Genomic DNA, 20,024 nt, shown 5'->3' on the forward strand with positions numbered 1-20,024 from the left:
GGTCAGTCCGCGCCGGCTGCAACGGCCGGCAGGGTTTCGTACGGCGTTTCGCGGGCGGTGGGCTTGTTTTCCTCGCGGGCGCGCAGCACCGAACGCACGCCGAACACCACGATGCTGACCACCACGAAGATGAAGATGCCGCACAGGCCGGCGTTGATGTAGTCATTGAAGACCACGCGCGACATTTCCGACAGCGACTTGGCCGGGGCCAGCACCTTGCCTTCGGCGATGGCGGCGTTGTACTTGGCCGCGTGCGCCAGGAAGCTGACCTTGGGGTCGGCATGGAACAGCTTCTGCCAGCCGGCGGTCAGGGTGCACGCCAGCAGCCACAGCGTGGGCAGCACGGTGACCCAGGCGTAGCGGTCGCGCTTCATCTTGAACAGCACCACGGTGCCCAGCGTCAGCGCAATGGCGGCCAGCATCTGGTTGGCAATGCCGAACAGCGGCCACAGCGTGTTGATGCCGCCCAGCGGATCGACCACGCCCTGGTACAGGAAGTAGCCCCATGCCGCCACGCACAGGCCGGTAGCGATCAGGTTGGCGGGCAAGGACTCGGTGCGCTTGAGCGACGGGGCGAAGGTGCCCAGCAGGTCTTGCAGCATGAAGCGGCCCGCGCGGGTGCCGGCGTCCACGGCGGTCAGGATGAACAGCGCTTCGAACAGAATGGCGAAGTGATACCAGAACGCCATCATGCCCGGGCCGCCGATCACCTGGTGCAGGATGTGGGCCATGCCCACGGCCAGCGTCGGTGCGCCGCCGGCACGCGAGATGATGGTGCTTTCACCGACGTCCTTGGCGGTCTGGATCAGGTCGGCCGGGGTCACCACGAAGCCCCAGCTGGACACCACCTGGGCCACCTGGTCGGGCGTGGTGCCGATGACGGCGGCCGGGCTGTTCATGGCGTAGTAGATGCCCGGCTCGATCACGCAAGCGGCCACCAGGGCCATGATGGCCACGAACGATTCCATCAGCATGCCGCCGTAACCGATGTAGCGGGCCTGGGTTTCGTTTTCGATCAGCTTGGGCGTGGTGCCCGACGAGATCAGGGCATGGAAGCCCGACACCGCGCCGCAGGCGATGGTGATGAACAGGAACGGGAACAGGTTGCCCGACCACACCGGGCCGGAACCGTCCACGAACTGCGTCAGCGCCGGCATTTTCAGCTCGGGCGCCACTACCACGATGCCGATGGCCAGGCCGACGATGGTGCCGATCTTCAGGAAGGTCGACAGGTAGTCACGCGGGGCCAGCAGCAGCCACACCGGCAGCACCGAGGCGATGAAGCCGTAGATGATCAGGATCCAGGTCAGGCCCTTGCCGTCGAAGTCGAACATCGGGCCGATGACCGGATGCGCCGCCACGTCCTGGCCGAACGTGATGGCCGCCATCAGGCCGACAAAGCCGATGATGGAGACCTCGCCGATCTTGCCCGGACGGATGTAGCGCAGGTACACGCCCATGAAGAGCGCGATGGGGATGGTGGCGGCCACCGTGAAGGTGCCCCACGGCGAATGCGTCAGCGCCTTGACCACGATCAGCGCCAGCACGGCCAGGATGATCACCATGATCATGAAGGCGCCGAACAGCGCGATCACGCCCGGGATCTTGCCCAGCTCGGACTTGACCAGGTCGCCCAGCGAACGGCCGTCGCGGCGGGTGGAGATGAAGAGAATGGTGAAGTCCTGCACGGCGCCGGCAAACACCACGCCGGCCAGGATCCACAGCATGCCGGGCAGGTAGCCCATCTGCGCGGCCAGCACGGGGCCGACCAGGGGGCCGGCGCCGGCGATGGCGGCGAAGTGGTGGCCGAACAGCACGTGCTTGTTGGTGGGCACGTAGTCCAGGCCGTCGTTGTGCTTCCAGGCCGGCGTCATGCGGGTGGGGTCCAGCTTGAAGACCTTGTTCGCGATGAAGCGGCTGTAATAGCGGTATGCGATCAGATACACGCACACGGCGGCGATCACCACCCATAGCGCATTGATGGTCTCACCTCTGGCCAGCGCCACGGTGCCAAGCGCAAACGCGCCCAACACCGCAACCGCCAGCCAGACCAGGTGCTGACCCAGTCCCTTACTGCTGGTATGCATAAGTTCTCCTCGTGCCTGCCGCCATGCTCTTGGCGTGAAACGCTTTTTTCGTCTCGCGGAAGGCAGACTCATTGTTGTGGGGTGGCGGACACGGCGGTCCGCTCGGCGTCGGGTCGACGCGGGCGTTAGTATTTCGATTTGCCCCACCCGCAACAAGCGCGAAACTACGCAAGCGCCCTACGTGGTACTACCGAATGCGGCGCAGCATATTTGCGCCACAATCGTAAAATCGGCGGCTGACCATCCCCTTATTGCCGGGCCTATTTCCATTGACGCATCGCAACACGTCCGCTCGTCGCTGATACAAATCTCCTCATGAAGCTGCGTCTGAAAATCCTGCTGCTGGCCGCCGTGCCCCTGCTCGTGGCGCTGGCAGCCATCGCCGTGGCCGTCTACGTGCAGGGCCTGCAACTGGCCCAGCGCGAAAAGGAAGTGGTGGAAAGCGCCTGGCTGGGCAGCAAGGAAAGCGAGCTGCGCCACTACGTCAGCCTGGCCTACAGCGCCATCGCCCCCTTGCAGGAAGCCAGCGACAGCGAGGCCGCCCGCGAGCGCGCCCTGGCGCTGCTGGCGCAGATGGAATTCGGCCACGACGGCTATTTCTTCGTCTATGACCTGCACGGCAAGAACCTGATGCACCCGCGCCAGCCCGAACTGGTCGGGCAAGACCTCTGGAACCTGCGCGACACGCGCGGCCAGGCGGTGATCCAGAACCTGCTGACGGCGGCGCGGCGCGGCGGCGCGCAGGGCCAGGCCGTGCATTACCTGTGGGAAAAGCCGTCGACCCACCAGACCGTCGAAAAGCTCGGTTACGTGGTGGTGCTGGAACGCTGGGGCTGGATGCTGGGCACCGGCATCTACCTGGACGACGTGGAACAGACCCTGGCCCACATCGACGCCGCCGCACAGGCCAATATCCGCAACATGTTCGCCTGGGTGGCCGGCATCGCGGCCGTGTCCATCCTGCTGGTGGCGGCCTGCGGCCTGGCGCTCAATATCAGCGACCACCGCCAGTCCGACGCCAAGCTGCGCCTGATGGCCCAGCAACTGGTGCGCTCGCAGGAAGACGAGCGCGCCCGCCTGTCGCGCGAGCTGCACGACGGCATCAGCCAGGTGCTGGTGAGCATCAAGCTGTCGCTGGAAGCCGCCCGTGAACGGCTGCGCCAGGCCCTGGGCGCCGAACCGCGGGCGCTGGCCCATATCGACACGCCGCTGGGCGGCGCGCTGGACCGCCTGAACACGGCGGTGGGCGAGGTGCGGCGCATTTCGCACAACCTGCGCCCCACGCTGCTGGACGACCTGGGCCTGCCGGCCGCGCTGGAACACCTGGGCCGCGAATTCGCGGGCGCCAGCCAGCCGGGCGCCGCCCCGCTGGCCGTGCGCCTGGCCACCCAGGGCCGGCCGGTGAAGCTGCCCGACGCCTACGCCACCGCCCTGTTCCGCGTGACCCAGGAAGCGCTGACCAACGTCATCCGCCACGCCGGGGCGTCGCGCGCCGACCTGACGCTGGCCTATTCCGCCCGCGACCTGCGCCTGACGATCAGCGACGACGGCCGCGGCTTCGACTACGCCGATGTGCAGCGCGACCCGCGCCGCGGCATCGGCCTGCGCAATATGCGCGAACGCATGACGGCGCTTTCCGGCAGCCTCAGTTTCCATACCTCGGACCAAGGCACCACCTTGCAGGCCTGGCTGCCGCTGCCCGCCCCCTCTTCCGAACCGGCCCCTTCTGCATGACCGACCATCCCGACGCCATCCGACTCCTGCTGATCGACGACCACCCGCTGGTGCGCGACGGCCTGCGCCTGCGCCTGGAAACCGTGCCACACCTGCGGGTGGTGGGCGAAGCCGGCAACGCCGCCGCCGTGCTGGCCTTCCTGCAGGCCTGCCTGGCCGAAGACCCGCAAGGCGGCACCCTGCCCCAACTGGCCCTGATGGACCTGAACATGCCCGGCGTGGGCGGGCTGGAACTGACCGCGCAGCTGCACGAGCGCTATCCGCAGATTGCGGTGCTGGTGCTGTCCATGCACGACAACGCCGAATACATGGTGCAGGCGGTGCGGGCCGGCGCCCGGGGCTACCTGCTCAAGGACGAGCCGGCGCAGGAAATCATCGCCGCCATCGACACGGTGATGACCGGCCGCAACTATTTCAGCGCCGCCGTCTCGCTGCGGCTGTCTCAGGCCAGCGCCCCGGCCACCTTGCTGACCCAGCGCGAACGCGACGTGCTGCGCCACATCGCCAGCGGCCATGCCAACAAGCAGATCGCCCAGGCGCTGGGGCTGTCGGTGCGCACCGTGGAAACCCATCGGCTGAACATCAAGCGCAAGCTGGGCATCGACGGCCAGGCCGAACTGGTCAAGTACGCCGTGGAGAACCGCGGCGTGTAGTTTCAGGCGCCTTTCAGGCGAACGGCCCCGGCCCGCGCTGGGGTAGACTTGCGTGTTAATCGCCATCAGTGGCGCGCAGCCCCAGGAGTCCTCCCCATGTCATTGGAAACACACTACACCGCCATTCTCGAAGCGCTGGGGGAAGATCCGTCCCGCGAAGGGCTGGCCGACACGCCCGCCCGCGCAGCCAAGGCCATGCGCCACCTGTGCCGCGGCTACGGCCAGAACCTGGACGAAATCGTCAACGGCGCGCTGTTCACGTCCGACACCCGCGAGATCGTGCTGGTCAAGAACATCGAGCTGTATTCGCTCTGTGAACACCACATGCTGCCTTTCATCGGCAAGGCCCACGTGGCCTACCTGCCCAATGGCCGCGTGCTGGGCCTGTCCAAGGTGGCGCGCATCGTCGAAATGTATGCCCGCCGCCTGCAGATCCAGGAAAACCTCAGCCGCCAGGTGGCCGAGGCCGTGCAGTCGGTCACCGGCGCCGCCGGCGTGGCCGTGGTGATCGAAGCCCAGCACATGTGCATGATGATGCGCGGCGTCGAAAAGCAGAATTCGTCCATGGTCACGTCGGTGATGCTGGGCGAATTCCACGAAAACCCCTCGACCCGGGCAGAATTCCTCAGCCTGATTCGCTAAATCAGACGGATTCCCCCAAACGGGCGGCCGGACCCTCTTGGTCCCGCCGCCCGTTTGCTTTGCGTCGTCCGCCAGATGGGGGATTCCCTCACATTGGCACCTATCGAACAGAGCATCTGGTCCTAGCGTTCCGATCCCATCCGGGCAAACTGGCGTCACAGGCCGCACCGGCACAAGCCGGTCGCGTCGGGGCGCGGCCCATCCTCAATCGGAGATCATCATGAACGCGATGTACCGCCTCATCCGCCGCTGTCTCCTTGCCGGCCTGGCCGCCGCGCTGCTGGGCGCACCCGCCTATGCCCAGACCCGCTTGACCGTCGGTTACCAACTGATCGTCGGCCCGTTCCTGACCGCCATCGCCGACGGCAGTTTCGACAAGGCCCTGAAAGACGCCGGCTACCAGGTCGACTGGCGCCAGTTCACCTCGGGCGGCGACATTTCCACCGCGCTGGCCTCCGGCAACGTGCCGGTGGGCGTATTGGGGTCCACCGGCATCACGTCCGCCGCCACCCGCGGCGTGGACATGGAACTGTTCTGGATCCTGGACAACATCGGCAAATCGGAAGCCCTGGTGGCGCGCAACGGCTCGGGCATCAACAGCACCGCCGACCTGAAGGGCAAGCGCGTCGCCACGCCGTTCGTGTCGACCTCGCACTTTCACCTGCTGGTGGGCCTGGAGCAGGTCTGGAAGATCAGCCCGCGCGACGTGCGCATCCTGAACATGCAGCCGCCGCAGATCGTGGCCGCCTGGCAGCGCGGCGACATCGACGCCGCCTACGTCTGGCCGCCTGCCCTGACCGAAATCGAAAAGACCGGCAAGGTCATTGCCGATTCCGAGGCCATCGGCCGCGCCAGCGTGCCGACTTTCGACGGCCTGGTGGTGGACCGCGCCTGGGCCGCCAAGAACCCGAAGTTCATGGCCGCCTTCACCGGCGTGCTGGCCAAGTCGTACGCCGACTACCGCGCCAACAGCGCCGCCTGGACAGCCGACTCGGCGCCGGTGAAAAGCATCGTCAAGCTCATCGGCGGCAAGCCCGACGACGTGGCCTCGGCCTTGAAGCTGCTGACCTTCCCCACCGCCCAGGAACAGGCGTCCAATGAATGGCTGGGCGGCGGCAAAGAGGCCGGCGCCGCGCGCGCCTTCACGGCCAGCGCCAAGTTCCTGAAAGACCAGAAGCAGATCGACCGTGCCCTGGACGACTACAGCAGCCACGTCACGGACCAGTACGCCAAGGCGGCCGTCAAATAGCCGCCAAGGCCCACCGGGCGCGCCGGCAGGCGCGCCCCGGCGCCCGCCTCGCCGCGGATGCCGCAATAACCGGGGAGCCTGTATGTCCCACGCCACCACCCCCGCCGCGCAAGCCCTGCGCGCGGACCATGTCAGCGTCACCTACCCCGGGCTGCACGACAGCGGCCCGGTGATTGCGTTGCAAGACGTCAACCTGACCATCGAGCCCGGCGAATTCGTCGTGGCGCTGGGCGCGTCCGGTTGCGGCAAGACCACCCTGCTCAGCCTGTTGGCCGGATTTCTGTCGCCCACCGACGGCGAGATCACGCTGGGCGGGCGGCCCATCACCGGCCCCGGCGCCGACCGCGGCGTGGTGTTCCAGAAGCACGCCCTGCTGCCCTGGCTGAATGTGCTGGAAAACACCGAGTTCGGCCTGAAGCTGCAGGGCGTGGACCGCGAAACGCGCCGCGCCCGCGCCCGCCGCAACCTCGAACTGGTGGGCCTGCAGGATTTTCACCGCCACATGATCTACCAGCTTTCCGGCGGCATGCAGCAGCGCGTGGGCATCGCCCGGGCGCTGACCTGCGACCCCGCCATGCTGCTGATGGACGAGCCCATGGCGGCGCTGGACGCACTGACCCGCGAGACCATCCAGGAGCTGCTGCTCGATATCTGGCGCCAGACCGGCAAGATGTTCTTCTTCATTACCCATAGCGTGGAAGAGGCGCTGTTCCTGGGGTCGCGGCTGATCGTGATGTCGCCGCGCCCGGGACGCATCACCCACACCTTCAAGCCGGACTTCAACCGGCGCTACCTGGAGACGCGCGATGGACGCGGCATCAAATCAAGTCCCGACTTCATCGCCATGCGCGAACAAGTCCTTGGCATCATCTACGGCGACGAACTTGCCGCCTCCGCCCCGCAGGCCGTCCATGCCTAGCCGCTTTTCGGGGCATCAGCCGGCCACGCCGGGCAAGGTCTATGGCGCGCCGGGAGCCGGCTACAGCGGCCACATCAGCCTGTTGACCAGCATCGCGCTGCTGGCGCTGTGGTTCCTGGCCACCAACGCGGGCTGGGTCAAGCCGCTGTTCCTGCCGTCGCCTCAGGCGGTGTACGGCAAATTCGTGTCCGCCATGACCGACGGCGTGGCCAACTCGACCCTGGCCGAGCACGCGCTGGCCAGCCTGACGCGGGTGTTCTCGGCGTTTTTCCTGGCCTGCGCCACCGCCATACCGGTCGGCATCCTGATGGGCGTGAACCGCTACGCCCGTGGCATCTTCGACCCGCCCATCGAGTTCTACCGCCCCCTGCCGCCCCTGGCCTACCTGCCGCTCATCATCATCTGGTTCGGCATCGGCGAATTCCCCAAGATCCTCTTGATCTACCTGGCCATCTTCGCGCCCATGGCGATTGCGGCACGGGCCGGGGTGCGGTCCGTGTCCATCGAGCAGATCCACGCCGCCTACGCCATGGGCGGCTCGCGGATGCAGATCGTCTGGCACGTGATCCTGAAAGCGGCAATGCCCGAGATCTTCACCGGCATGCGCATCGGCATCGGGGTGGGCTGGACCACGCTGGTGGCCGCCGAAATGGTGGCCGCCGACCGCGGGCTGGGCTTCATGGTGCTGAACGCCGCGCAGTTCCTGGCCAGCGACACCGTCATCATGGGCATCATCGTGATCGGCGTGTTCGCCTTCGCCTTCGACCTGCTGGTGCGCTACCTGGAGAAATTCGCGATTCCCTGGAAGGGACGCATCTGAAAGGAGGGTCTCGTTCCATTTTCTGGCCGATGCGTCATCCATTTGTCATCCATGACGCGTCGGCAGGGCATTCCCGCATTCCGTCCCCCCATCCGCTCCTCTATTCTGGGACTCAGCCCCCCGCCCCGCCGCGCGCCTCGCGCCGGCACGGCCGGGGCGCGTCGCCACTACAAGGAGCCGCCATGTCCAGCCAGGCCTCGATGCTCAAGCCTGTGTTGCGGGAACGCCTGTTCGAACGCGAAAGCGCGCCCAATCTCAGCCTGCAGGGCCGGGTCCGGCAGATGCTGGTGTCGGCCATTCTCAGCGGCCATCTGCCGCCGGGCGCGCCGGTGCCGTCCAGCCGCTATCTGGCCGACCAGTTGCGCATCGCCCGCAACACCGTCGTGTTCGCCTACCAGCAGCTGGTCAGCGAGGGCTACCTGGAATCGCGCGAGCGCAGCGGCCACTTCGTCAGCGCCGACGTGCTGCAAGGGCGCGCCGCGCAGCACGCGGACCCCTGCGCCTCGAACGTGGCGGCCGACGCCGTCTGCTGGGACGAGCGGCTGCGGTTTCGCCCGACCCGCCAGCGCAACATCGTCAAGCCGCAAGACTGGCAGAAGCAACCCTACCCCTTTGTCTACGGCCAGTTCGACCAGGACCTGTTTCCCACCGCCGAATGGCGCGAATGCTGTATCAAGGCCCTGTCGGTGCTGGACATCCGCAGCTGGGCGCCCGACCTGATCACCCACGACGACCCCGCGCTGATCGAGCAGATCCGCACCCAGGTGCTGCCGCGCCGCGGCGTGTGGGCCGACGCCGAGGAAATCGTCATCACCGTGGGCGCGCAGCACGCGCTGTATCTGCTGGCCGACCTGCTGGTCAACGAAGACACGGTGGTCGGCATGGAAGATCCGGGCTACCCCGATGCGCGCAACATCTTCGCCAGCCACACCCGCCACCTGCTACCGCTGCCGGTAGATGGCCAGGGCCTGTGCACCGGCACGCACCTATTGGGCTGCGACTACATTTTCGTGACGCCGGGCCACCAATGCCCCACCACCGTCACGCTGTCGGCCGCGCGCCGCGACAACCTGCTGACGCTGGCCCGCCAGGCCGACAGCCTGATCATCGAAGACGACTTCGAAAGCGAAAGCCGCTGGGGCGAAGGCGCGATCCCGGCGCTGAAAAGCCAGGACCGCGACGGCCGCGTGATCTACGTGGGCAGCCTGGCCAAATCGTTCGCGCCGGGCCTGCGCATCGGCTACATCGTCGCCCCGCGCGAACTGGCCGCCGAGCTGCGCGCCCTGCGCCGCCTGATGCTGCGCCATCCGTCGGCCTACATCCAGCGTGCGTTCTCGCTGTTCATCTCACTGGGGCATCACCATTCGCTGCTGCGCCGGCAATCGCAGGCCTACCAGCAGCGCGGCGCCGAATTGACCGCGGCGCTGGCGCGCTGGCTGCCCGACTTCACGGCGGTGCCCATCACCGGTTCATCATCGTGCTGGCTGCAGGGGCCGGCGTGGCTGGACGCCACCGAACTGTCGCAGGCGGCGCTGGCCGAGGGCGTCGTGGTCGAGCCAGGCAATGTGTTCTTCATGGACGGCGCCAACGCCCCGCGCAATTTCCTGCGGGTGGGGTTCACGTCGATCCGCGCCGAGCACATCGGGCCCGGGATTGAAAAGCTGGCGCAGGTGGTGCGCCGCTACCGCCTGCGGGCAGCGGCCTGACGGCGCCATCGGGGCAAACGCCCGGCGCCGTCCGCGAAAAACGGCGCCATCCCGCCTGGCATCAGAGGATTTCGTCACGCAGGTAGTACCAGCGGTACAGCAGCGCCTGCCCCAGCCGGCGGAACGGCGCGAACAGGTGTCCGGGCAGCGGCGAGTCGTAGATGGGCAAGTCCCAGGCCACGCCGTCCTGCCCCATCATGCGCTGCGCCAAGCGGCGCCCGGCGTGGGCCGAGAACGCCACGCCGTTGCCGCCGTAGCCAAAGGCGTAGTACACCCGCTGCGCCGGATCGGGCTGTGTGATGCGCGGCATCATGTCGTGGCTGACGTCCACCCAGCCCCACCAGGAATAGTCCACCTCGACCCCACGCAACGACGGGAACTTGCGCGCCAGGCCGTTGCGCAGCAGCGCCAGGTGGCGCGGGTGCTGCGCATCGGCGCCGCGCAGCGCGCTGCGGCTGCCGATCTGCATGCGGCCATCCGGCAGCAGGCGGTAGTAGAAGCGCAGCGTGCGCGTGTCGGTGATGAACACCGTGCTTTTCAGACCGGCGCGCTCGCGTTCGTCGGGCGTCAGCACCCTTGTGACCATGGAATTGGACAGCACCGGCATGATGCGGTTGTCCAGCAGGCCGTTGACCCCCTGCGCGGTGTAGCCGCCGGTGGCGAAGGCCACTCGCCTGGCGCGCACCGTGCCGCCCGGCGTCTGCAGGCGATAGCCGCCGGCCTCTTCGGTCCAGCCCAGCACGGGGCTGCCCGGATGGATGCGCACACCCAGCGCGCGGGCCTGGCGCATGTAGCCGTAGGCCAGCTTCAGCGGATGCACGCCCACGCCGTCCGGCTCGTGCATGGCGCCCACGGCCTCGTGGTCGTCGACATAGCGCTCGCGCAGCGCGGCCTTGTCCAGCATGCGCGTGTCGTAGCCGAACTGCTCGCGCATGACGCGGGCCTCGTTGCGCAGGAACGCCATCTTCTTTTCGCGGTGGGCGGTGTACAGGTGGCCGCCGGGCTGGGCGTCGCACTCGACCTGGTCCACCAGGCTTTTCCAGTACTCGAAGCCCTCGCGGATCTCGGCGTCCAGCCGGCGCGCGGTGGGCAGGCCCCAGCGTTCGATCCATTGCGACCGGTACAGTCGCCCCGATGCGTTCTGGCCCTGCCCGCCATTGCGGCTGGTGCAGCCCCACACCGCGCGGTTGGCCTCCAGCACCACGGCTTTCACGCCGTAGTCGCGCGCCAGCGCCAACGCGGCGGACAGGCCGGTGAAGCCCGACCCGACGATCACCACGTCGGCATCGATGTCGCCCTGCACCGGCCCGTCGTCGGCCGGCGGCGGCCCGGCCGTGGCGACCCAGTAGGTCGGCGCGTAATCCTGCCCGCGCCCCGGCGGCGAGACCAGCGGATCGTAGGTGGGGTTGTAGGCGCTGGCGGCGGGGCTGGCGGCGTCCGGGGGATCGAAAGGCATAGCGGTATCCATGCGGCGGGGTCCGGTAGCGGTGAGCGGGGTCGGGGCGCGATGGCGGCCGTGGGAATCGACAGGTCAGCCGCGCGCCGGCAAGGCCGGGCGCTGCTTGCGGAACGCGTTCTTGACGCGGATCTTGCCGCCCTGGAAGGTGAAGACGTCGACCATGTCGGCCTCGATGCGCGAGCCGTCGGCGGCGGTGCCGGTGAAGGTGGATTCCGATACGCCCCGGTCTCCCGCCACCCAGTGGCGGCCGTTGTTCCATTGCGCGTCCGGGAAATTCTTCCAGGCCGCTTCGAACGCCGTGCGCACCGCCTCGCAGCCGGCGTGGCGGGCGCCCCAGCGCTCGGGACCACCCACGGTTTCAAAGACGCAGTCGTCGCTCATGAAAGACATCAAGGCATCGATATCGTGGCGATTCCACGCGGCTGCGAACTCGGCCAGCATGTCCACGGTGACGGTCTGGTGCATTGCCTACCCTCCTGAATCCGCGGGCGCGACATGCGCCCGCGTGCCAAGCCCAAGGTACGCGCGGGGTCTGGCAGGGTCTAGAACCAGACGCGGCCAATCGCTTGCACCAGACGGCGGTGATGGCGCGGCGGCACGCGGCCAGCTCGGCCTGCTTCGCGCGCGCCCGTCACACCGCAGCCGCCGAAAGATGCGCGGCCACCTCGCCGCCGCCGCCCCCATCGCGCAGCCCGATGAACACCAGCGCCGGCCGTTCGATCTCGGCCGGGCGCTGCGCCTGCGTGTCAAAGCGCACCCGGCGCCCCGCCAGTTGCACCAGCACCCAGCCATGGCGCTCGGTACGCACCCAGCCCTTGGCGCGCAGCCAATGCCGGGGCAATTGCCGCAGGCTGCTGGCCAGCCGGTCGGCATGCAACAGGTCTGGCGCCTGCCACAGCCAGCTTTGAAAGGGATGCGCGGGGTCGTCATCGGGGCGGGGGCCGTCATCGTGGTGATGCGACGCGTCGTGTCCGTGCGGGCCACAGTCGGCATGGGTGCAAGCATCATGGGTACAGCCAATGGCCCCCAGCGCGCTCAGATCGACCCGCCCTTCCCGCGCGGCCACGATCGGCGCGCCGCCCGATTGCTCGCCCAGCCAGGCCCGCAGCGCCGCTGTCTCGCCCGGCGCCACCAGGTCGGTCTTGTTCAGCACCAGCAGGTCAGCCGCGCGCAACTGCCGCAACACGGTGTCGGCCAGCAGCGGATCGGCGGCGGTCTCGCGGATGGCGCCTGCATCCACCAGCACCACCACGCCTTCCAGCTGCAAGAGCGGGTCCGCCATGCCGACCTGCGCGATCCGGCCCGGATCGGACACGCCGCTGGCTTCGATGACGATCCACTGCGGCGCCGGCTGCAAGGCCAGCACCCGCGCCAGCGCCTCGTCCAGCCCGCCTGCCATCGAACAGCAGACGCAGCCGTTGGCCAGCCGGATCACGTTGTCGGCGCGCTGGGCGACCAGGCCCGCGTCGATATCGATCGGCCCGAAATCATTGACCAGCACCGCCGCCCGGCGCGGGCTGCCGGTCAGCACATGGTTCAACAACGTCGTCTTGCCCGCGCCCAGGAAACCGCCCACCACCGTCAGCGCAATGCGCGCCATGTCAGGCTCCCTGACGCGCCAGGGGCCGGCCGCCGACCATCGTGCCCAGCACGGCAATGTCCTTCAGGCTTTCGGGCGGCACGGTCAGGGGATCGTCCTGCAACACGCAGAAGTCGGCCTGTTTGCCCACTTCGATGGACCCGACCAGATGATCCAGGTGCAGCGTGTAGGCGGCGCCCAGCGTAATGGCGTGCAATGCCGCATCGACGCTGATGCGTTCGGATTCGCCCAGCACGCGGCCCGACGCGGTCTGGCGATTGACGGCGCACCAGGCGGTGAACAGCGGCCCGAGCGGCGTGATGGGCGCATCGGAATGGATGCCGAACGGCACCCCGGCGCGCATCGCCGACGCGCAGGCATCCATACGATTGGCGCGGTCCGGGCCCATGGTCAGCGCGTGGTGGGCGTCGCCCCAGTAGAAGATGTGATTGGCGAACAGGTTGACGCACAGCCCCAGGCTGGCCATGCGCCGGAACTGCGCGGCGTCCGCCATCTGGCAGTGCTGCAAGGTGTGGCGGTGATCCGGCCGCGGGCTGCGGCGCAGCGCGCGGTCGATGGCGTCGATGGCGCGTTCGGTGGCCTCGTCGCCATTGGTGTGGATGTGCAGCTGCACGCCGGCATCGTGATAGGCCTGCACCAGCGCATCCAGCTCGGCCGGCGCGATCACCCAGATGCCGTTGGCCGCACCGTTGTAGTAGCCCGGCCAGCGCAGCCGCGCCGTGAAGCCCTGGATGGACCCGTCCACCACCAGCTTGACCATGCCCAGGTGCAGCTTGCCGTGGTTCAGGCGGCGCGCGGTTTCCAGCCGCGCCAGGCAGGCCGCCGGGTCGCCCGCGAAGGCCAGCGCCGATGCCGCCGGCACGATCCGCACCGGATAATCCGGCTCGGCCGTGACCCGCGCCAGGGTGGCCAGGCCGTCGTCGCCCAGTTCGTTGACCAGGTCGGTGGCGGTGGTCACGCCGGCCCATTGCGCCACCTGGCCGAACAGCCGCAGGCCGTCTTCCGACAAGCCCACCGTGCGGAACGGGCTGCCGATCAGGCGCATCACCGGGAACATGGCGGCGAACTCGCACAGTTCGCCGTTGGGGGTGCCGTCGTCGAACCGGCTGATGCCTTCGATATCGGTATCGCGGTCAATGCCGGCCCGTGCCAGCATCGGCGTGTTCACGTTCATCAGGTGCATGCTGGCGTGCATCACCACCACCGGCCGTTCGGCCGACACGGCGTCCAGGTCGCGCACGCTCATGCGCTGGCCGCCGAAGAAGATCGGGTCAAAGCCCCAGCCGATCAGGGTTTCGCCCTTGGCCAGGCCCTGGCCGAATTCGCGCAGGCGGGCCGCCACGGCATCGAAACTCTTCAGGCCCGGCCACAGGCGGCCGTCCGGCCCGCGGCGGTCGTAGAAGCCCACATAGGCGAACTTCCACATGCCGCCTTCAGGCAGATGGCAATGCCCTTCCACCAGCCCCGGCATCAGCACCTGGCCGGCGTAGCGCTCGTCCAGGTCGGCCGGCCCCCAGCCTGTCAGGTCATCCAGGCTGCCCACGCCCAGAATGCGGCCCTCGCGCACCGCCACGTGCGTGGCGCGCGGCTGGGCCGGATTCATGGTCAGGATGCTGCGGGCGGAATAGATCGTGGTGCGGGGGGCAACGGACATCGGGACTCCTTCGGTTGGGGCGGCGTCACGCCTGCAGCGGCGAGACGGCGGCGCCGTGACGGGATTCGACGAAATGGCAGGCCACGTGGTGGCCGGGCGCGGCCTCGCGCAGCGGCGGCTCCTGGGCGGCGCACAACGGCTGCGCCACCGGGCAGCGCCCCGCGAAACGGCAGCCGGGCGGCGGGTTCACCGGGCTGGGCGGATCACCCGTCAGACGTACCCGGCGCGCTGCCGCATCGCGCCCGCCCTTCACCGTGGGCACGGCCGACATCAAGGCCACGCTGTACGGGTGCAGCGGCCGCGAAAAGAACGCCTGCCGCGTGGCCCGCTCGATGATCTTGCCCAGGTACATCACGGCGATGTCGTCGCAGACGTGTTCCACCACCGCCATGTCGTGCGAGATGAACAGGAACGACTGCGACTGCTCGCGCTGGATGCGCCGCAACAGATTCAGAATCTGCGCACGAATGGCGATGTCCAGCGCCGATACCGGCTCGTCGCACACGATCAGGTCCGGCGCGCTGGCCAGCGCCCGCGCGATGTTCAGCCGCTGGCGCTGGCCGCCCGAGAACTGGTGCGGATACAGCTGGCGCTGCTCGGGCCGCAGACCGACCAGTTCGAACATCAGCGCCACGCGCGCCTCGCGGCCGCCGGGCGGGTCGATGTGCATCAGGTCCAGCGGCGCACGCACGATGTCGCCGGCGCGCTGGCGCGGATTCAACGACGAATACGGGTCCTGGAACACCAGTTGCAGACGCCGCCGCATGCGCCGCAGCGCCGTACCGCGCAGGGCCGTCAGGTCGGTGCCGTCGAATTCGATGCGCCCGCCGGTGGGGTCTGCCAGCCGCAGCACCGACAGCGCCGTGGTGGTCTTGCCCGACCCCGATTCGCCCACGATCGCCAGCGTGCGGCCGCGCGCGAGATCGAACGACACGCCGTCCACCGCGCGCACCACGGCCTGGCCGCCGATGGGAAAGTGCACGGCCAGGTCGCGCACCGACAGCAAGGGGGAAGATTGCGGCTGCGCGGTCATGCGGCCTCCGGATAGAGCCAACAGGCCACCGCATGGCCGTCGCCCACGGCGGCCATGGGCGGAAATTCATTGCGGCAACGCGCCAGCGCGCGATTGCAGCGGTCCTGGAAGGGGCAGCCTTCGCCGCGCTCCCACACCGACGGCACCACGCCGGGAATCTCCGGCAGGTCGGGCCGGTGCGCGCTGGGCGTGCGATCCAGTTCGGGCAGGCAGGCGATCAGCCCCTGCGTATACGGGTGGCGCGGCTGCGCCAGGATCTGGCCCACGTCGCCCTGCTCCACCACCCGCCCGCCATACATCACCGCCACCCGGTCGGCCATCTCGGACACCGCGCCCATGTCGTGCGTGATCATCAGCACCGCGGTGCCCCGGCGCGCCTGCTGTTCGCGCAGCAGGTCGAAGATCTGCGCCTGCACGGTGACGTCCAGCGCGGTGGTGGGTTCGTCGGCGATCAGCACTTCGGGATCGCAAGCCAGGGCGATGGCGATCATCACCCGTTGCCGCATGCCGCCGGACAGCTGGTGCGGGTAGTCGTCCACCCGTCGCTCCGGCAAAGGAATGCCTACCGACCGCAGCATGCCGATGGCGCGTTCGCGTGCCTCGGTCTTGCCCAGCCCCTGGTGCTGGCGCAGCGGCTCGGCGATCTGGTCGCCCACCGTGTAGACGGGGTTCAGCGCCGTCATCGGTTCCTGGAAGATCATCGAGATATCGTTCCCCCGCACCCGCCGCATGGCCTCGTCGCCATACGAGGCCAGGTCGGCGCCGCGCAGCCGCACGTGGCCGGCGCCAATGCGCGCCAGCGGCGGAATCAGCCGCATGATGGCCAGCGCCGTCATGCTCTTGCCGCAACCGGATTCGCCCACCAGGCACAGCGTTTCGCCGGGCCGCAGGTCGAAGCTGACGCCGCTGAGCACTTCGGCGGTGCGGCCGCGGGTGCGAAATTCCAGGCTCAGGCCGTCCACTTGCAGCACGGGCAGTTGATCGGCGGCGTTCATGCGCGCCCCCGCGAATTCGGATTGAGCGCGTCGTTCAGGCCGTCGCCGATCAGGCTGACTGCCAGCACCGTCACGAAGATGGCCGCGCCCGGCAGCGTCACCGCCCACCAGGCCGCCAGGATGTATGGCCGGTTGCTGCCGATCATCAGGCCCCAGCTCATGACGTTGGGGTCGCCCAGCCCCAGGAACGACAGGCCGGCCTCGAACAGGATCGCGGTGCCGATGGCCAGCGTGGCCGATACGATCAGCGGCGCCAGCGCGTTGGGCAGAATCACGCGCCAGATGATGCGTGCGTTGCTGGCGCCGATCACCCTTTCGGCCAGCACGTATTCGCGCCGCTTGAGCCGCAGGAATTCGCCGCGCGCCAAGCGCGCGGTGCCGGTCCAGCTGACCACGCCGATGGCCACCGCGATGGTCGCCAGCGATGGGCTGAACAGGGTCACCAGCACCATGGCGAACAGCAGCGCCGGCAGCACCTGGAAGAATTCCGTGATGCGCATCAGCGTTTCATCGACCCAGCCGCCGTAGTAGCCGGCCAGCGCGCCGACCGTCACGCCGATGGCCATGGACAGCACCGCCGCCACCACGCCGACCAGCAAGGTGGCGCGGCCGCCATAGACCATGCCGGTCAGCACGTCGCGGCCCAGGTAGTCGGACCCCAGCCACAGCTCGCCGCCGGGCGGGTCCATGGGCGCGCTGACGATCTCGAACGGGTCCGCCTGCATCAGCGCCGGGCCGAACAGCGTCACCGCCAGAATGACGGCCAACAGCAGCACGCCGAGCATGGCGCCCGGATTGCGCGCGAATACCCGCAGCGCTTCGTACGAGGGCCGCGCCGGCGCCTTGCGCGGCGCGGTGGCCAAGGTGGCGCTGGCGGGGACGGCAACAGGGGCTTGGCTCATGAGGTTTTGATCCTGGGGTCGATCAGCCGGTAGGCCAGGTCGGTCAGCTGGTTCATCACCACCACCAGCAACGAGGCAAAGAGCAGGATGCCGAGCAAGGTCGGATAGTCGCGCCGCAGCACGGAATCGAAGGCCAGGCGGCCCAGTCCGGGCCAGTTGAAAACCGTTTCCACGAGAATGGCGCCGGCCAGCACGTTGCCGAACTGCAGCCCCAGCATGGTCACCACCGGCAGCACGCCGTTGCGCAGCGCGTGCTTGTACAGCACCGTGCGCTCGGGCAGCCCCTTGGCGCGGGCCGTGCGGATGTAGTCGGCCGACAGCGCATCCATCACGCTGGCGCGCGCCAGCCGGCTGTATTGCGCCAGGTACACGAAGGCCAGCGTGAAGGCCGGCAGCACCAGGTGGTGCAGCACGTCCAGCGCGCCGGCCCAGCCGCCATCGGGCCCGCCCGCCGAGCGCATGTCGGACACCGGAAACCACGGCAGCGCCGACGCGAACAGAATGATGAGGATGATCCCCGTCCAGAACACCGGCGCCGAATAACCCACGATGGACAGCAGCGTGATGCCCTGCGACAACGGCCCGTTGGGCTTGCGCGCGGCCAGCGTGCCCAGCAGCGTGCCCGCCACGAACGCGCTGGCCACCGACGTCACCACCAGCAGCAGCGTGGCCGGCACGCGTTCCCAGATCAGCTGGGCCACCGGCAGGTTGAAAAAATAGGAATAGCCCAGGTCGCCCCGCACGACATGCGACAGGTACAGGCCCAGTTGTGCCAGGAAGGGCCGGTCCAGCCCGTACTGGGTGCGCAGCTGGGCGCGCAGTTCCTCGCTGATGCCGCCCATGGACCCGGCGATGGTTTCCACCGGATCGCCCGGCGAAATGTGGATCAACAGGAAGTTCAGCGTCACCACCGCCAGCAACAGCAGCACGGCATAGGCGAGCCGACGCGAGAGATATCGCAGCATGTCGGCTCCCGCTATTGCAGATAGGTGTCGTCCAGCGGCGACAGCACGCCCCAGATACCTTCGGGCAGGCCATGCACCTTCTTGGACGACAGCGTGTGATACGGAATGACGGTGAGGAAGTCGATCGGCAGGTCTGCGGTGACCTGTTGCTGGAACTCGGCGTACAGCGCACGGCGCTTGGCCTCGTCGGTTTCGGTGCCGGCCTGCGCCAGCACGGCGTCGACCTTGGCATTCTTGTACGACTGCGTGTTGGTCCAGATGATGTCGCGGATATTGCTGGACAGGTAGGTACGGTGCACGCCGATCACCGGGTCACCCCAGTTGAAGACGATGTCGGTGGTCATGTCGAAGTCATGGCTGGCGATGCGCTTGGCCCAGGTCGGAAAATCCGGCGACGCACGCACCTGTACGGTCACGCCCACCTTCTTCAACTGGCTGCGCAGGTATTCGGCCACGTTCTTGCCCTGCACATCGCTGCCCGGCATGTAGTCCACCGTCAGCGACAGGCGTTCGCCCTTGCCGTCTTTCTTGAAGCCGGCCTCGTCCAGCAGCTGCTCGGCCTTTTTCGGGTCCAGCGGATACTTCTTCAGGTCCTGCGTGGCGAACGGGCTGGAGGCCACGATCGGGCCGTCCGCCGGCTTGGCGAAGCCGGCGTTCAGGGCCTTGGTGATGAAGTTCTTGTCGATGGCGTAGGCAATGGCCTGCCGCACCCGCACGTCGTCCAGCGGCTTGCGCGCGGTGTTGAACGCCAGCCAGCTGAGCGCGCCGATGCCTTCGTAGCCGCGGCTGCTCATCGTGATGCCGGGGTTGTCCTTGGCGCGCCGCAAAATGGTGGGTTCGGACATGAACGGCAACGCGCCGACCTCGCCGCGTTCCAGCCCGATCAGCAGGTTGGTGGCGTCGGGGTTGATCTTGACCACCACGCGATCCAGGTAGGGCTTGCCGGGCAGGAAGAACTTGTCGAAGCGCTCCAGCACGATCTCCTGCCCGGGCTTGAATTCCTTCAGCTTGAACGGGCCCGACCCGACCACGTCGGCGGAATTGCGCGGATGGTTCTTCAGGTCCTGCCCATCGCCATAGATGTGCTTGGGCAGCACCGGCATCAGGGCCGGCGACAGCGCCAGCAGAATCGCCGGGTGCGGCTGGCTCATGCGCAGCACGGCCGTGTAGGGGTCGGGCGTGTCCACGCTTTCGACGGGCGCGAACATGCTCTGGAACGGATGGTTCTGCTTGACCGCCATGACCGAAAACGCCACGTCCGCGGACGTCACCGGCTGGCCGTCATGGAACACCGCGTCGTGGCGCAGGTGCAGCGTCAGCGACTTGGCATCGGGCGCCAGTTCCCACGACTGCGCCAGGTAGGGCTGCGGCTTCCAGTCGGCGTCGTAGCGCAAGGGGCTGGCGAACAGCTGGGCGCTGGGCAGCGCGGTGGCGATGCCCGATTGCACCGCGCCATTCAAATGCCGCGGCACCTGCGTCGAGCCGATGACCAACGTGCCGCCCGGCTTGGGCGCATCGGCGGCCTGTGCGCCGGACAGCAACGCCAGTGCCGTCATGACCGTGGCCAAACCCCATCGTGCGCTGCGCATCTTTCACCCCCTGGTTT

General features: G+C 68.2%; 17 protein-coding genes. 7 read left to right on the forward strand and 10 right to left on the reverse strand.

Features of this window, described 5'->3' with window-relative positions; all coding sequences use genetic code 11:
* Window positions 1-2 precede the first annotated feature (2 nt).
* The gene (locus tag HV798_RS25485; protein ID WP_025137678.1) at window positions 3-2,087 is read right to left on the reverse strand and encodes a carbon starvation CstA family protein; all 2,085 of its coding nucleotides are present in this window, start codon (window positions 2,085-2,087) and stop codon (window positions 3-5) included.
* A gap of 315 nt (window positions 2,088-2,402) precedes the next feature.
* Here HV798_RS25485 and HV798_RS25490 point away from each other — a divergent pair, with 315 nt between their 5' ends.
* The 7 genes from HV798_RS25490 to pdxR all read left to right on the forward strand — a co-directional run bounded on the left by HV798_RS25490 (window position 2,403) and on the right by pdxR (window position 9,810).
* Entirely contained in the window at window positions 2,403-3,821 is a 1,419-nt protein-coding gene (locus tag HV798_RS25490; RefSeq protein WP_175194208.1) for a cache domain-containing protein, read from the forward strand.
* Window positions 3,818-4,474: a response regulator gene (locus HV798_RS25495; RefSeq protein WP_025137676.1), complete on the forward strand. Its 657-nt coding sequence runs from the start codon at window positions 3,818-3,820 to the stop codon at window positions 4,472-4,474. The genes HV798_RS25490 and HV798_RS25495 overlap by 4 nt, the downstream gene beginning before the upstream one ends.
* Before the next feature lie 96 nt (window positions 4,475-4,570).
* On the forward strand, window positions 4,571-5,116 hold the full coding sequence (folE, locus tag HV798_RS25500) for a GTP cyclohydrolase I FolE (RefSeq protein WP_025137675.1): 546 nt from the start codon (window positions 4,571-4,573) through the stop codon (window positions 5,114-5,116).
* Window positions 5,117-5,336: 220 nt separating this feature from the next.
* Window positions 5,337-6,365, forward strand: a complete 1,029-nt coding sequence (gene tauA / locus HV798_RS25505; protein WP_175194210.1) for a taurine ABC transporter substrate-binding protein — start codon at window positions 5,337-5,339, stop codon at window positions 6,363-6,365.
* Window positions 6,366-6,447: 82 nt separating this feature from the next.
* Window positions 6,448-7,284, forward strand: a complete 837-nt coding sequence (locus HV798_RS25510; RefSeq protein WP_175194212.1) for a taurine ABC transporter ATP-binding protein — start codon at window positions 6,448-6,450, stop codon at window positions 7,282-7,284.
* Window positions 7,277-8,104: an ABC transporter permease subunit gene (locus tag HV798_RS25515; protein ID WP_025137672.1), complete on the forward strand. Its 828-nt coding sequence runs from the start codon at window positions 7,277-7,279 to the stop codon at window positions 8,102-8,104. Before HV798_RS25510 ends, HV798_RS25515 begins: the two co-directional genes overlap by 8 nt.
* A 182-nt stretch (window positions 8,105-8,286) precedes the next feature.
* Window positions 8,287-9,810 carry a MocR-like pyridoxine biosynthesis transcription factor PdxR gene (pdxR, locus tag HV798_RS25520; RefSeq protein WP_175194214.1) on the forward strand — a complete coding sequence of 508 codons (1,524 nt, stop codon included), beginning with the start codon at window positions 8,287-8,289 and terminating at the stop codon, window positions 9,808-9,810.
* 61 nt (window positions 9,811-9,871) lie between these two features.
* On the opposite strand, the gene HV798_RS25525 is transcribed toward pdxR, so the two are convergent.
* The 9 genes from HV798_RS25525 to HV798_RS25565 all read right to left on the reverse strand — a co-directional run bounded on the left by HV798_RS25525 (window position 9,872) and on the right by HV798_RS25565 (window position 20,007).
* A complete protein-coding gene (locus HV798_RS25525; RefSeq protein ID WP_175194216.1) occupies window positions 9,872-11,278 on the reverse strand; it encodes an NAD(P)/FAD-dependent oxidoreductase in 1,407 nt (468 codons plus the stop codon).
* A gap of 63 nt (window positions 11,279-11,341) precedes the next feature.
* Entirely contained in the window at window positions 11,342-11,734 is a 393-nt protein-coding gene (locus HV798_RS25530; protein WP_175194218.1) for a nuclear transport factor 2 family protein, read from the reverse strand.
* Between the two features lie 166 nt (window positions 11,735-11,900).
* Window positions 11,901-12,869, reverse strand: a complete 969-nt coding sequence (locus tag HV798_RS25535; protein ID WP_175194220.1) for a CobW family GTP-binding protein — start codon at window positions 12,867-12,869, stop codon at window positions 11,901-11,903.
* Between the two features lies 1 nt (window position 12,870).
* The gene (locus tag HV798_RS25540; protein ID WP_175194223.1) at window positions 12,871-14,523 is read right to left on the reverse strand and encodes an amidohydrolase; all 1,653 of its coding nucleotides are present in this window, start codon (window positions 14,521-14,523) and stop codon (window positions 12,871-12,873) included.
* Between the two features lie 25 nt (window positions 14,524-14,548).
* A complete protein-coding gene (locus tag HV798_RS25545) occupies window positions 14,549-15,556 on the reverse strand; it encodes an ABC transporter ATP-binding protein (RefSeq protein ID WP_025137666.1) in 1,008 nt (335 codons plus the stop codon).
* Window positions 15,553-16,551 (reverse strand): ABC transporter ATP-binding protein, encoded by a 999-nt coding sequence (locus HV798_RS25550; RefSeq protein WP_175194225.1) that lies wholly within the window; start codon window positions 16,549-16,551, stop codon window positions 15,553-15,555. Before HV798_RS25550 ends, HV798_RS25545 begins: the two co-directional genes overlap by 4 nt.
* Window positions 16,548-17,453, reverse strand: a complete 906-nt coding sequence (locus HV798_RS25555) for an ABC transporter permease (RefSeq protein WP_025137664.1) — start codon at window positions 17,451-17,453, stop codon at window positions 16,548-16,550. The genes HV798_RS25550 and HV798_RS25555 overlap by 4 nt, the downstream gene beginning before the upstream one ends.
* A complete protein-coding gene (locus HV798_RS25560; RefSeq protein ID WP_175194227.1) occupies window positions 17,450-18,418 on the reverse strand; it encodes an ABC transporter permease in 969 nt (322 codons plus the stop codon). The genes HV798_RS25555 and HV798_RS25560 overlap by 4 nt, the downstream gene beginning before the upstream one ends.
* An 11-nt stretch (window positions 18,419-18,429) precedes the next feature.
* Window positions 18,430-20,007, reverse strand: a complete 1,578-nt coding sequence (locus HV798_RS25565) for an ABC transporter substrate-binding protein (RefSeq protein ID WP_175194229.1) — start codon at window positions 20,005-20,007, stop codon at window positions 18,430-18,432.
* Between the last annotated feature and the right edge of the window lie 17 nt (window positions 20,008-20,024).

The sequence above is a fragment of the Achromobacter deleyi genome (assembly GCF_902859705.1).
Classification (GTDB): Bacteria; Pseudomonadota; Gammaproteobacteria; order Burkholderiales; family Burkholderiaceae_B; genus Achromobacter; species Achromobacter deleyi.